Origin of the sequence: Shewanella vaxholmensis (assembly GCF_031932135.1) — a bacterium.
In the GTDB taxonomy this organism is placed as follows: domain Bacteria; phylum Pseudomonadota; class Gammaproteobacteria; order Enterobacterales; family Shewanellaceae; genus Shewanella; species Shewanella hafniensis.
The window spans coordinates 24,349-38,712 of record NZ_JAUOEV010000026.1; the positions used below are offsets into that span (position 1 = coordinate 24,349).

General features: G+C 45.7%; 11 protein-coding genes. 9 read left to right on the forward strand and 2 right to left on the reverse strand.

From position 1 onward, the window contains the following. Positions 1-77: 77 nt before the first annotated feature. The 5 genes from truA to purF all read left to right on the forward strand — a co-directional run bounded on the left by truA (position 78) and on the right by purF (position 5,106). The gene (gene truA / locus Q4Q46_RS18590; protein ID WP_006085461.1) at positions 78-863 is read left to right on the forward strand and encodes a tRNA pseudouridine(38-40) synthase TruA; all 786 of its coding nucleotides are present in this window, start codon (positions 78-80) and stop codon (positions 861-863) included. A gap of 44 nt (positions 864-907) precedes the next feature. Beyond that, on the forward strand, positions 908-2,179 hold the full coding sequence (gene folC / locus Q4Q46_RS18595) for a bifunctional tetrahydrofolate synthase/dihydrofolate synthase (protein ID WP_311906725.1): 1,272 nt from the start codon (positions 908-910) through the stop codon (positions 2,177-2,179). Further along, positions 2,172-2,930 (forward strand): cell division protein DedD, encoded by a 759-nt coding sequence (gene dedD, locus Q4Q46_RS18600; protein WP_311890751.1) that lies wholly within the window; start codon positions 2,172-2,174, stop codon positions 2,928-2,930. Before folC ends, dedD begins: the two co-directional genes overlap by 8 nt. Positions 2,931-3,045: 115 nt before the next feature. Then, the gene (locus Q4Q46_RS18605) at positions 3,046-3,534 is read left to right on the forward strand and encodes a CvpA family protein (protein ID WP_028761030.1); all 489 of its coding nucleotides are present in this window, start codon (positions 3,046-3,048) and stop codon (positions 3,532-3,534) included. Between the two features lie 57 nt (positions 3,535-3,591). Beyond that, positions 3,592-5,106, forward strand: coding sequence for an amidophosphoribosyltransferase (purF, locus tag Q4Q46_RS18610; RefSeq protein WP_006085457.1), 1,515 nt, complete (start codon positions 3,592-3,594; stop codon positions 5,104-5,106). Between the two features lie 199 nt (positions 5,107-5,305). Here the strand turns inward: purF and Q4Q46_RS18615 are convergent, their stop codons facing one another. Then, the gene (locus Q4Q46_RS18615) at positions 5,306-5,593 is read right to left on the reverse strand and encodes a hypothetical protein (protein ID WP_311906726.1); all 288 of its coding nucleotides are present in this window, start codon (positions 5,591-5,593) and stop codon (positions 5,306-5,308) included. A 166-nt stretch (positions 5,594-5,759) separates the two neighbouring features. On the opposite strand from Q4Q46_RS18615, the gene Q4Q46_RS18620 reads away from it, so the two are divergent. After that, positions 5,760-7,886: a DNA topoisomerase III gene (locus tag Q4Q46_RS18620; RefSeq protein WP_311906727.1), complete on the forward strand. Its 2,127-nt coding sequence runs from the start codon at positions 5,760-5,762 to the stop codon at positions 7,884-7,886. Between the two features lie 248 nt (positions 7,887-8,134). Next, complete coding sequence (locus Q4Q46_RS18625; RefSeq protein WP_311906729.1) at positions 8,135-9,304, forward strand: porin; 1,170 nt, start codon at positions 8,135-8,137, stop codon at positions 9,302-9,304. A 114-nt stretch (positions 9,305-9,418) separates the two neighbouring features. Here Q4Q46_RS18625 and Q4Q46_RS18630 read toward each other — a convergent pair whose 3' ends face one another. Further along, positions 9,419-10,945 carry a sigma-54 interaction domain-containing protein gene (locus Q4Q46_RS18630; protein WP_311906730.1) on the reverse strand — a complete coding sequence of 509 codons (1,527 nt, stop codon included), beginning with the start codon at positions 10,943-10,945 and terminating at the stop codon, positions 9,419-9,421. Between the two features lie 165 nt (positions 10,946-11,110). On the opposite strand from Q4Q46_RS18630, the gene Q4Q46_RS18635 reads away from it, so the two are divergent. Both Q4Q46_RS18635 and Q4Q46_RS18640 read left to right on the forward strand, forming a co-directional pair. Then, positions 11,111-12,664: a flavocytochrome c gene (locus Q4Q46_RS18635; protein WP_311906731.1), complete on the forward strand. Its 1,554-nt coding sequence runs from the start codon at positions 11,111-11,113 to the stop codon at positions 12,662-12,664. Between the two features lie 40 nt (positions 12,665-12,704). Next, positions 12,705-14,342: an HAL/PAL/TAL family ammonia-lyase gene (locus Q4Q46_RS18640; protein ID WP_261272891.1), complete on the forward strand. Its 1,638-nt coding sequence runs from the start codon at positions 12,705-12,707 to the stop codon at positions 14,340-14,342. Positions 14,343-14,364: the final 22 nt, after the last annotated feature.

Sequence of the window (14,364 nt, forward strand, 5' to 3'; positions counted from 1 at the left end):
ACGGCGCCTTCAGCGCCGTTTTTTTTATGGGCTGCTGTGATAAAATGCGCCGCTAAATCAATTGTGAGGAAAAGTGGATGCGGATTGCATTAGGTATTGAATATGACGGCAATGGTTATTTTGGCTGGCAACGTCAGGCCGAAGTCGATTCAGTACAAGCGCAATTAGAACGGGCGTTATCGATAGTGGCCAACGAGCCTATCGGCGTCTTCTGCGCTGGCCGTACCGACGCGGGCGTGCATGCCACGGGACAAGTGGTTCATTTTGAAACCAATGCCATTCGTAATGAAGGCGCATGGACCTTAGGGGTAAATGCCAATTTACCCGACAATATTGCCGTGCGTTGGGTTAAAGAAGTCGACGACAGTTTTCACGCGCGCTTTTCGGCTACCGCCAGACGCTACCGTTATGTGATTTATAATCACAGTTTTCGCCCTGGGATTTTACGCCATGGTGTCAGCCATTATCACGGCGATATTGATGCCGATAGAATGCACCAAGCGGCGCAGGCACTCTTAGGCGAGCAAGATTTTACCAGCTTTCGCGCAGTCCAGTGCCAGTCAAAAACGCCGTTTCGTAATGTGCATTGTGTCAATGTCACGCGCCAAGGCATGTATGTGATTGTCGATATCGCCGCGAATGCCTTTTTGCATCACATGGTGCGCAATATCGTCGGTTCATTGTTAGAAATCGGTTTAGGCAATCAGCCGCTGACGTGGATGGGTGATTTGCTCGCCTTAAAAGACAGAAATCAAGCCGCAGCGACGGCTAAACCCCATGGGCTTTATTTAGTCGATGTGACTTATCCAGAACAATATCAATTGCCTAAACTCGCCCTTGGGCCATTATTCATGTTGGATTGAAAAGTTCTTATTTGAGAGATAATCGAATACGAGGATGTACGGACATGCTAACAGCGCCAGCGTCAAATGCAGCATTGGAACAGTGGTTGGATTATTTGTTATCCATACATCCAACCGAAATCGATATGGGATTAACCCGTGTTTCTAAGGTCGCGCAAACCTTGGGTCTATTAGATTTAGGCCAAAGCAAGATAGTCACAGTGGCAGGCACAAATGGTAAAGGCACGACTTGCGCTATGCTGGAAAATATTCTGCGATTATCCGGTTTGACTGTGGGCGTATACAGCTCGCCGCACATGCTGAAATACAACGAGCGAGTGCGTATTAATGGCAGCGACGCCAGTGATAGCGACTTTGTCGCCGCCTTTGAGCAAATTGAAGCGGCGCGCGCCGAGATTTCCCTGACCTTTTTTGAATACGCCACGCTTGCGGGCCTGATACTGTTTAAAGCCGCTAAGCTGGATGTAGTCATCTTAGAAGTCGGTTTAGGTGGACGGTTAGATGCCACCAATATTATTGATGCCGATATCAGCGTGGTGACCTCGGTCGATTTAGATCATGAGAGTTATCTCGGTAATACCCGCGAACTCGTCGGCCGAGAAAAGGCGGGTATTTTCCGTCACGGTAAAGCTGCGATTGTCGGCGAGCCCAACTTGCCGCATACCGTCAATGATGTTGCCAATGAGGTTGGCGCCATCTTGTATCGCGTCGGCAACGAATTCAGTTATCAAGTTCATGGTAGTTTATGGGACTTTCAAGGCCAAGTGCTCAAACTGCACGATTTAGCGTTACCGACCTTGCCGCTACCTAATGCGGCCACGGTATTGGCTGTAATTGAACAGGGGTGGCCGAATATCGCGCCCGCTATTATTGCCGAGGGTATTAGCACTGCTCGGTTAACTGGTCGATTAGAGCGGGTGAGTGAGCAGCCGTTAGTACTACTCGATGTGGCGCATAATCCCCATGCGGCGCGTTTTTTGGTGCAGCAACTAGCGCCAATGGTCGTAGGTAAACGCGTATTTGCCCTTTGTGGCATGTTGAAGGATAAAGATATTGCGGGCGTGTTGCCTGTGATCCATCCTCTGGTCGACACTTGGTATTTAGTGAGCCTTCAAGGTGAGCGTGGCGCGAGTTCTGCCATGCTGCGCAAAACCTTAGCACCCGAGGCCAGCGCATTTGAGTTTGAGGGCATAGCTGAGGCATGGTCGGCATTAAAAGCGCAAATTAACCCAGATGATGTGGTAATTGTGTTTGGCTCCTTTTACACTGTGGCAGGTTTTAAGTCTCAATTTATGCAGGAAGTCCGTTTTGTCTAGCCAGTTTCATAATCGTTTAGTCGGCACTGTGGTGCTGGTTGCGCTTGGAGTGATTTTTTTGCCAGATATTTTGGATGGCAAGAAAGATCGCCAAGAAGAGCAATTTTCCGAAATACCTTTGCGTCCGACTGTGATTGAGCAGCAAAAAGCCGACGATGATATGTTTGAAGTCTTGTCGGCCGAAGACACTGCTGCGTTAAGCGGGGCAGATGCCGTCTTAGCTGAGACAGGCAATAATGCCGACAGTGAGAAGTCAGCCGCGCTTGTCATCGCTAAGCAAGACGTTAAGGCGGACGTTAAAGCTGAGGTGAAAAAGCCAGAGGTTAAGCAAGCAGAAGTTAAAAAGCCTGAAGCGAAACCAGAACCTAAAAAAGAGCCACCTAAGGCGACGGTAAAAACGGAGCCCGCTAAAAAAGCTGAGACTAAAGCGCCAACCGTCGCTAAGACTGAAAAGCCCAAAGCAGAAACGCCTAAAGCCAGTACTGCAAGCCGTGACAGCTTAAAAAGTGGCTTTACTTTGCAGCTTGGCAGTTTTAACAACGCAACGAATGTTAAAGCTTTGGTTGCACAGCTGCGTAAGAGTGGTTTTAAAGCGTACACTATTCCTGAAAACCCTAAAGATGGCGTATTAACTAAAGTGTTTGTCGGACCCGATGTGTCTGAGGCAAAGCTGAAGAAAGTACAAGTTGAGGTGGAAAACCTTACACGTCTCAAGGGCTGGATTGTTCCTTTTAATCCCTTAGAATCTTAATGGTGATACAAGACTCGAGACTGAAAATGATTTATTTACCTCACTAGGGGTGAGAATCGTTTCAGTCTCTGGTAGAATCGCGCCGTCTTAAAGCCCATGTCGGAAAGCCATCTCAATGGTTTGGATTGATTACGCTATCATATTCGTCATCGGATTATCGACTCTCATCAGTCTGATCCGTGGATTTGCCAAAGAAGCCATGTCCTTAGTGGTATGGTTTGCGGCTTTCTTTGTTGCCAGCCAATTTTACCAAGATCTTGCCGTTCACTTAACACAAATGAACGATGAGATGCTGCGTAATGGTGTTTCTATTGCCATCCTCTTTATTACCACTTTGGTACTCGGTGCCTTAGTTAACTATATTCTCGGACAACTTGTTGTCAAAACCGGATTATCTGGCACTGATAGGCTCTTGGGCCTATGCTTTGGTGCTATTCGAGGCGCGCTTATTGTGAGCGCCTTGTTGTTTTTCATGGATGCTTTTACAGGCTCTCCCAACTCCCAATGGTGGAAAGATTCTGTGCTAGTACCCGAATTTGGCGTTGTTATTCAATGGTTTTTTGACTATTTGGAAAATACCTCCAGCTTTGTACCCAAACTATAAGAAAGAAAATAAAATAATCCTAAGTGATAGAACATCTTACAATGAGGAAGCTTACCCATGTGTGGTATCGTCGGAATAGTTGGCCAATCATCGGTTAATCAGACCATTTATGATGCACTGACAGTGTTGCAGCACAGAGGTCAGGATGCGGCAGGTATTGTGACCATTGATCGTGGTGCTTTCAGACTGCGTAAAGCCAATGGTCTGGTCAAAGACGTTTTTGAAGTCAAACACATGCAACGCCTACAAGGTAATGCAGGTATTGGCCATGTGCGTTATCCAACAGCGGGCAGTTCAAGCGCATCTGAAGCGCAGCCTTTCTATGTTAACTCGCCATTTGGGATCTCTTTAGCCCACAACGGCAACTTAACCAATACAGTCGAATTAGCCGAAGGGCTGATCAAAAAACGTCGCCATGTGAACACCACTTCGGATTCTGAAGTGTTGCTGAACCTGTTGGCCGACGAACTGCAAAAAACCACTAGTTTGACCCTGACGTCGGAAGAAGTGTTCGATGCGGTCGCTAACGTACACCAACAAGCTCGTGGTGCCTACGCGGTTGTTGCCATGATCATTGGTCAAGGCCTAGTCGCGTTCCGTGACCCATTTGGTATTCGTCCTCTGGTGTTAGGCAAGCACGAAACGCCAACGGGTACTGAATACATGGTTGCTTCTGAAAGCGTGGCACTCGATGCCGTCGGTTTTGAAGTGATGCGTGATGTGGCGCCAGGTGAAGCGATTTACGTGTCAATTGATGGTCAGCTGTATACCCGTCAATGTGCAGCCGAGCCTAGCTATGCACCTTGTATCTTCGAATTCGTCTATTTTGCCCGTCCAGATTCGACGATCGACAAAGTGTCTGTATATGCAAGTCGCGTCAACATGGGCGCTAAGCTTGGCGAGAAGATTAAGAAGGAATGGTACGATCACGATATCGACGTGGTTATTCCTATTCCTGAAACCTCTTGCGATATCGCGCTGGAAATTGCCCGTTGCATGGACTTACCGTACCGCCAAGGTTTTGTGAAAAACCGTTATATTGGCCGTACCTTCATCATGCCGGGTCAACAGGAGCGCAAGAAGTCAGTGCGTCGTAAGTTGAATGCCATTAACACTGAGTTCAAAGGCAAAAATGTCTTGCTGGTGGACGACTCTATCGTTCGCGGTACGACGTCTGAGCAAATCATCGAAATGGCCCGTGAAGCAGGTGCTAAGAAAGTGTACTTTGCCTCTGCCGCGCCGGAAATTCGTTTCCCGAACGTGTACGGTATCGACATGCCAACGTCAAACGAGTTGATCGCCCATGGCCGTGATGCCGATGAAATCGCCAAGTTAATTGGTGCCGATGGCATTATTTTCCAAGACTTACCTGATTTAATCGAAGCGGTAAGAATGGAAAATCCAGCGATTAAACGTTTCGAAACCTCTGTTTTTGATGGGCATTACATCACTAACGATGTAGATCAAGCGTATTTAGATCACTTGACGCAACTGCGTAATGACGATGCTAAAGCGGATCGCAATAAAGATATCGGTACTAATTTAGAGCTGCATAACGTCTGTCACCCATAAGGTGAAACGTTAGGCGGATAAAAAGCCAGTGATAATGTCACTGGCTTTTTTTATGGCTTTTTTTATGGCTTTTTTATGGAGCGTTAACCGCCACTTGGGAAAGGTATCGCGATTGGGCGAGGGGGAACATCTATGAGTGTTTGTTCTCGACATCCGCATGCGAGGCTGCTGATCTTTTCAGCCATAGGTTTTGTCGTGTTTATCCCCATATCCACAGCAGCATCCACACCCCGAATAAGCTGCTTAAGCTATGGCGGGTGACTTGATGTTTTAGCAGTAGCGATAAGCTCACCGCAATGGGCATTACTAACATGAATCCCCATGCTAAAGGCATGTCGATGATTTTCATTTGTCCCAGCCAAGTGCTGGTGAGCATGCTTGTCGCGAGTAACATCAGGCTATGAAATAACAGTAACTGATTGAATCTTAATATCAATGCTGGACTGATTGTCATCGTCTGCCGTGCATTTATTGCAAATTGTCTCATAGCCACTCCTCTAAATTTCAGTGTATCTTAGTTGTTGTTGAGAACTATTCGCAATTGAATTTACACTTGATCGTTGGTATTTAAGCTCGGTTTGTCACAGAAATTTGCACTCAACGGGCGTTTGGGCTAAATTATACTGTAATTATATCCAGTACTTGGTGTTTGTATGATCCTCTATATCGCAGAAAAACCTAGCCTAGGGCGGGCCATTGCCGATGTATTGCCTAAACCCCATAAAAAAGGCGATGGATTTATCGAAGCCGCCAATGGCGATTGCGTGTCTTGGTGTGTCGGTCACTTGCTCGAACAAGCAGAACCTGATGCCTATAATCCCGAATTTAAGTCGTGGAAATTCGAGCACTTGCCAATAGTGCCAGACAAGTGGCAACTAAAACCTAAGGCCGCAACTCGCAGTCAACTCACAGTGCTAAAACGATTAGTCAAACAAGCCAACATGCTGGTCAATGCGGGCGATCCCGATAGGGAAGGGCAGTTACTCGTGGATGAAGTGATTGCCTATCTTGGCGTGAGGGGTGACAAGTTACATCAAACTCAGCGTTTACTGATCAGCGACTTAAACCCACAAGCCGTAAAACGGGCGCTAACGCAGCTGCGCAGTAATCGCGAATTTATTCCTTTGTCCACATCGGCCTTAGCCCGTAGTCGTGCCGATTGGCTCTACGGCATGAATATGACGCGCGCTTATACCATCCAAGGTAAAAAGGTTGGTTATCAAGGCGTATTGTCCGTCGGGCGAGTGCAAACGCCTTTACTCGGGCTAGTGGTGCGCCGTGATGAAGAGATTGCCAATTTTCAATCTAAACCTTTCTATGAAGTGCTAGCGCATTTGGCGACTGAAAAGCAGGAAACCTTCAGCGCTAAGTGGCAACCCAGCGAAGCTTGTCAGCCGTACATGGACGAAGAAGGGCGAGTACTAGCCAGAGGGTTAGCGCAAAATGTGGTGAGTCGCATCAGTGATAAACCTGCCTTAGTGACTCAATTAGTGGCTAAGGACAAGAAACAGAATCCGCCATTGCCCTACAGCTTATCCGCGTTGCAGATTGATGCGGCAAAACGGTTTGGCATGAGTGCTAAGGATGTGCTTGATACCTGCCAGAGTTTGTATGAACGCCATAAACTCATTACTTATCCCCGCTCCGACAGCCGTTATTTGCCCGTCGAGCAACATAGCCTAGCGCCGTCGGTTCTTAAGGCGATTAGCAGCGGTGCCGCTGAGTTACTGCAAGGCGCCGATGCCCCCGATCCACGGCTTAAATCTAAGGCATGGGATGATAAAAAAGTGGATGCCCACCACGCCATCGTTCCTACCGAGAAAACGGCTAACTTATCCAGCTTAAGTCAGCGTGAGAGGCAGTTATATCTTCATGTTGCCCGCCAGTACTTAGCCCAGTTTTATCCGGCCTATTGTTACAGTGAAACCACAGTACAAGTGACAATTGAGGGCGGCTTATTTAATACCAAGGCGCGTCAGGATAAATCTCTTGGCTGGAAGCAACTCTTTGCCCGCCAAGAGCCAAATGGCAGTAAGGCGAGTGGCAACAAGTCGATGGAAGAAAGCGCGGGCAAGGACGATGAGGAGAATGACGAGTTTATCGGCCAATTACCGCCTCTGAAACTAGGGCAGGCTTTGCATTGTACTCGAGGCGAGTTGCTGGAGAAAAATACTCAGCCACCAAAAGCCTTTACCGATGCCACTTTACTTGGTGCTATGACGGGGATAAGCCGTTACGTAACCGACCCTGAGATCCGTAAAATTCTCAAAGAAACCGACGGATTAGGTACAGAGGCTACCCGTGCAGGTATTATCGAATTGCTGTTCAAACGCGTTTTTTTACAACGCTTAGGTAAATCTATTGTCTCGACAGACGTGGGGAAAGGATTGATTAACAGCTTGCCCGCGAGTGCGACTACGCCGGATATGACAGCGCTTTGGGAAGCGAGCCTGAACGGCATTTGCCATAAAGAAACCTCTTATCAAGCCTTTATGCAGCCACTGCTCGGCACCTTATCCACGCTTATCCAGAATGCAGGCGCACAACTGCCAACCGCGCTTAATGGTTTACAAGGCCAAGGTTATCGTAAAACGGCAAGTAATAAATCCGGTTATCGTAAGTCGTATTCTAAAAAATCAAGTTCAGCGAAAGGTATAGGTACAACAAAAAACGATGGTTCCAACAAATATGCTTCCCAAAAGACCAGTTCCAAAAGTTCGGTAACTCGATCAACTAGTCGTTCAGCTTATAATTGCCGCAAATCTACAACAGCAGTGTAATGACACACTTGTTGCATATATGTCGTTATTGTCTTTTGATGTAATAACGACATTTAATTTATCTAACGGTATTTAACAACCGATAATCACGATATTTCGAGATTGCCTGATCCGTATCTAAAAAACACCTTGATTTTCAGCTTTTCCTCCCGGTGGCATATAACCTGCTTACTATTGATTGGGGAAAATAATATATCAAATAAATCATGTGATTATATATGGTTTCGCTGAATTTAAAGGTAGATGAAATGAAAAAGACATTGCTCGCTTTGATGATCCCAAGCTTATTGTTAATGGGACCTGCTCAAGCCGTTGAGTTGTATAATGACCAAACTAACAGCGTTAACATGATAGGTTGGTTAGGGTTTGCTGCGTTAAATGATGGTCATGAAACTTCTGTTATAGATAATTTTTCTCGTGTTGGTTTTCGTTTCGACCGTCAAGAGAAAAATGGCTGGAGCTCCTTTGCCCATACGGAATGGGGTATCAATATGGTGACCAGTGATGACGGCCTTATATACACGCAAGGCCAAGGTGGTGGTCAGTTATCGGCATCCAAAAATTCAGATTTTTTATTTAATCGATTGGGTTATGTTGGGATGTCCCATGAGAAATGGGGAAAGATCAGTTTTGGTAAGCAATGGGGGGCTTACTATGATGTTGCTTACACAACCGATGTGCTCAATGCTTTTACAGGTTGGTCTGTGGGAGCTTATACCTTCGGTGACGGTGGTTTAACTGGAGCAGGACGTGCCGATGCTGCGCTGCAATATCGTAATACTTTCGGTAATCTACATGTTGCAGTGCAGTATGCCTCTAAACAAAACAGCGATGTTGCCTTGTATGATAGTCAAGGGCATTCGTTGAGTGATGGTTCAGAATTGAGTTTCGAACCTAGCTACGGTGCAAGTGTAACTTACAACTTTACTGATAAATTTAAAGTGCTAGCGGGATTTAATCGTGGTGATTTTACTGGGAATCTTGCGGGTAAAGAGGTTGATAACACAAACCAAATTATTGGTATTGGTGCACAATACGGTAGTTTCTATCAATATTCTCCTGGTCGCGATGCAGACGGTTTATATGTAGGTTTTAACGCCCATAAAAGTGAGCAAAACGAATTAGTGGGTGGAGATTTATATGACTCAACTGGAGCAGAGTTTATTGTTGCTTACCAGTATGATAATGGTTTCGTTCCGAGTGTATTACTGACATATCAAGATCTTGATACTGATGAAGATACAGCGATCCAAGGAAAATGGACACGCCAATTTGCTGTGTTAGGTCTGCACTATCGTTATAGCCGCGATACCATTATGTATGTCGAGGCAAAAATTGATTTCAGCAGCATGGATGATAAAGCCTATGAAGATCTGCAAGATAACAACTATGCAGTGGGTATTCGTTACTTCTTCTAGATTCTATTGTTAGCCATTGAGTTTTCAAAGGTCACTTATGTGACCTTTGTTATTTGTGTACCGCGTTAACCGACGTCTTCTTTTTGTTATAGAGTCATCGTTGCCGATGAAAGATTACACAATACCCAGTTTCTTCATCTTGCTGCGCAGGGTATTAGCATTGATGTCCAATAACTCAGCCGCACCTCCTGGACCATAGAGTTTTCCACCTGTAATTCGCAGTGCATGACTAATATATTTTCTGGTCATAACATCAAGGGGCACAAGTTTATCGCTCGCATAGTTTGGATCTATGATAACGGTTTGATTTGCTTGGGTCGTAATTTCCTCACCCTGATGTGGAGCAAGGAAGCCAAAATCTAACGGTCCTGAAGGTTGTTGTATTATCGCCCGTTCGAGCACGTTAATGAGTTCTCGGACATTTCCTGGCCAAGCGTATTGATTCAGAATATTCAATTGTTCCGGTGTAACTCTTGGCAATTGAGGCAGGTTAAACTTTGAACTTAGTTGCTCAATAAAGTGCTGTACTAGTAAAGGAATATCTGTACGTCTTTGCCTTAATGAAGGGATTTCAATAGGGAAAATAGCTAAGCGATACCAAAGATCTTCCCGAAACACTTCTCTGTGTATCATAGCTTGTAAATTTCTATGGGTGGCAGCCACTATACGAATATCAAGCTGTACAGCATCATGCCCACCTACACGGGTAATACTGCTATTTTGAAGTACACGGAGTAATCGAACCTGTGCGGATAGTGGTAGCTCACCAATTTCATCGAGGAAGATAGTGCCGCCATTGGCTTGTTCGAAGTAGCCAATTTTACGGGACTCAGCCCCAGTGAATGCCCCTTTTTCATAACCAAAGAGTTCGGAGTCAATCAAAGTATCTGGAATGGCGCCGCAGTTGACCTTGATAAAGGGCTTGTCCGAACGTTCAGAAAGTTCGTGAATAGCATTGGCTATCACTTCTTTACCACACCCCGTTTCACCCAGCATTAGGACGGTCGTATTAATCTTGGCAATAGATTGCACTTGCTGCATGACGTGTTTCAAGCCTGAATTGGCTCCCACTACGCCATTTTGGACATCCAGTGTTCTGCGAAGATTCACATTCTGCTTTGAGAGTGCTTCATTTTCTTTAAGTAAGTTACGCCCGCGTAAATTGAGTGCAGTGATTAAGGCTAATGCATGCATATGCGGAGCAATTAAATCAGCATGACGAGGGCGAAAAACGCCTGTCGTTTTGGCATAAAATCCGACTATCCCAAGGTGGGTATTTTCGATAGACATTCTCAAAATGATCAGCGAATGAATACCACTGATCACCTTAGGTGCAACTAAAGCAGTGATTGGGTCGTGCTCAATATCATTAACAATTCTCACGCGCGGGCGTTGAGGATCATCTAAGCACTGAGCCAGTTCTTCAGGGATAGATATTTGCCTATCTAAGGTACAGGATTGATTAGCATTGACATGAGCAATAAATTGTATGTCATTAAATTGTTTGCGAAAAATATTAATATATAGCCCATCAATAGGCAGTTCATCCCGAATAAACTCGAAGTAACTTTGCAGGGACTTTTCGAGTTGTAGGCTACTGCATAATCTCAGTGTCGATTCGTGATAAAAGTGTTTTTCCATTGATATTTCATGTTAATCATTAAGTATCGTGATTGTAGATCTTTATATTTCGTGATTCCGTGCCTCCAATCAAAGTTCCCCACTTAATTACCTCTTTTTAGGTGCTTGGCACAGCGCATGCACTTCCATGCTGACAAGTTCCAGCAATTATTGAAGGAAGTAAGCATGAGTAAAACTCAAGATATTGATACGGGCCGTCGGCAGTTGCTAAAAGGTGGGGCTGTGATGGCTGCGGGCTTTGGGGCTGCAATAGCCTTACCTGCAACAGCAAGTTGCGATGCAGCTCCTGAAGCATTCGACGAGATTGTAGATGTGCTGGTCGTCGGCAGCGGCTTTGCTGGGATGTCAGCAGCATTACAAGCTAGAGAGGCTGGTGTGAGCGTTATGGTTGTGGACAAGATGCCTGTCTTTGGCGGTAACTCAACAATCAATGGCGGTGCCATGGCTGTGGCGGGCTCTGAGTTGCAAAAACAGGCTGGAATTAATGATTCTGTCGATGAAATGGTCGCCGATATGATGCGAGCAGGTCGGGGCATGAATGATGTTGAGATGTTAAAACTGGTGTGTAATGGCACGGCTGAATCCTGTCAGTGGTTGATTGAACATGGGGTTAAGTGGAAACCTTTCGTGCAGCATTTTGGTGGTCACTCAATACAACGAGTCTTGCAAACAGTTGAAAGTTCAGGGGCAGGTATCATCAGACCGCTGATTAACGCCGCGAGAGATAAAGGCGTGGTGATGAGAAATCAGACCAAGCTCGAAAGCTTTGTGAAAGATCTCGATGGTCGCGTGATTGGGATTGAAGTTCGTGAAGGTTTTTATTTTCCTAATGAGCGAACCGGTAAAATACGTCGCATAGGCGCGCGTTGTGGTGTTGTCATGGCAACGGGAGGCTTTGGTCGCGATATTGAATATCGCATGATGCAGTTACCTGAGTTAAATAATGACTTAGATTCAACCAATCATGCAGGCGCAACGTCAGAAGCGCTAAAGCAAATGATGCTCCTGGGCGCTAACCCTATTCATTTAGACCAAATTCAACTCGGCCCATGGGCATCTCCCGATGAAAAAGGCTTTGGCACCGCATCCCAGTTCAACACGATTGCGACCTATCCCCACGGTATTGTGGTGGATGTGCGTACTGGTGAACGTTTCTTCAATGAACTTGCAGATCGTAAAGCTAGAGCTGACGCCATCATGACTCGCCGTGATGAACATGGTCAGCCTGTTTATCCTATTGGTTTCACTAATGCAGAAGGGGCTAGTAAGGCGCAAACCTTAGATTGGGGACTGAAATATAAGGTGATTAGTAAAGCAGACACCTTAGAGGAACTTGCGACTATCTATGGAATGCCAGTGAACGCACTAAAGGCGCAAGTCGCCCGTTGGAATGAGGCGGTAAAAAGTGGCTCAGACAAAGAGTTCGCGCGTCCAATGCAAGAGGCCATAGTGCTCGATAAAGGACCTTGGTATGCCGTCCGTATGTGGCCAAAAGTTCACTATTGCATGGGCGGCGTTAAAGTGAATACCCGATCAGAAGTACTGCATTTAGTCACCAACCAAGCCATTCCAGGGCTGTATGCGGCAGGCGAAGCTACGGGTGGGATCCATGGTGCTAGCCGTTTAGGTGCTTGTGCTGTTGCTGAGGGGGTTGTCACAGGGCGTAACGCAGGCCGAAATTGTGCAGCGGCAAAAGCGATAGTGCTTAAGCAAGAATAATTAAATTTTATTATAAATAACAATATATTGGAGAATGATAATGAATAAATCTGTTTTGATGGCATCGTTTACTTTGAGCCTTCTCTCAGGGAGTGCTTTAGCGATGGAGCAAGTCGTCCTTGATGGCAAACATCTAACGCAAGAACAAGCATGGGCGATTGCCGATGGCGCTAAAGTTAAAATAGCATCCCAAGCTAAAACTCAACTTGTTAAGGCTAATGGCTTATTGATGGAAGCTGCTCGTTTAGGTAAGCCAGTTTATGGTCTAACAGTGGGCGTTGGTTTGAACAAAGACCACAAGTTATTTGATGCCAATGGCAAGCTGAGTGATGCAGTACTAGAGGCATCTCGAAACTTTAACTACAGTACCTTTCGTGCCCATAGTGCAGGAGTCGGTGACGCAGCACCTATCCGTTTAACACGATTAGCCTTAGCGGTGCGCTTAAATACTATGCTCGCAGGACAAACTGGGGTTCAACCTCTTGTTGCTGAACTTTATGAAGCTTATCTCAATAAAGGATTGACGCCTGTCATTCCAGTAAATGGCACTGTAGGTGAAGCGGATATTTTGCTCTCATCTCATGTCGGGTTGGCTATGGTTGGTGAGTGGGAAGTATTTTATAAGGGGCAACGTGTTAGCAGTAAGGATGCAATGGCGGATGCCGGAATTACACCACTTGTGCCTATGGGGAAAGATGCGTTATCTATTTTGTCTAACAATGCTTTTGCCGTAGCTTATGCAATGCAAGGGCAGCAAGCGGCAAAACAGCTATTATCCGTATCCCCGACACTGTTTGGATTAAGCCTTGAAGGATTAAACGGTAATGTTGCTCCATTTTTACCACAAACCAATGATATTCGTCCTTTCCCTTATATCAAAGCCACTACTAGTGACATTCTAAAACAGTTAGATGGTAGCTATTTATGGCAGCTTAATGATGAACGTCCGCTGCAGGACCCTCTAAGTTATAGAACGACAGCATACACGTTAGCGAGCGCTGAGCATGCTTTGGCTGAGCTTAATGATGTGATCAATATTCAAATAAATCATTCGGATGATAATCCTGCCGTTATTGTTGGTGCATCCAATGAATATGCGAAATTTCCACAGGTTGCTAAGTACATGGTCGAAGGTCAAGGTGGCGTGTTCCCAACCACTAACTTTGAACCTCTACCTGTCGCACTAGCAGTACAAAATTTGAGTGTGGCACTAACACATGTATCCCATAACAGTGTCATGCGCACTGTCCATTTATCCGATGATCACTTCACTAAGCTGCCACGCTTTTTAAGTGCTCCAGGAAATAATGGGCATGCTTTTGGCGCGATTCAAAAAGCATTTGTAGATATGCAGGTTCGTAATAAACAGTTGGCGACCCCAGTGTCATTTGATGGGATCTCAATTGCGGGGGGCATTGAAGATACTTTCACTAACCTTAAGTTTGCCGCTGACAATTTGATTCAGATTGTCGATAACACCCGTGTGATTTACGGTTTAGAGCTGCTGCATTCAAGTCAAGCGATTGATCTACGCAAGTTGTCCAATCCAGATCTTCATTTAGGTAAAGCTACCGAAGCCATGTACAAGGCATATCGTGAAAAAGTGCCATTTGTAGTAAAAGATCGCCCTTTCACGCCTGATATCCAAGCCTCAACTGAATTTATCGCTAATTATTAATATGTTATACGGGGCAGTTTGC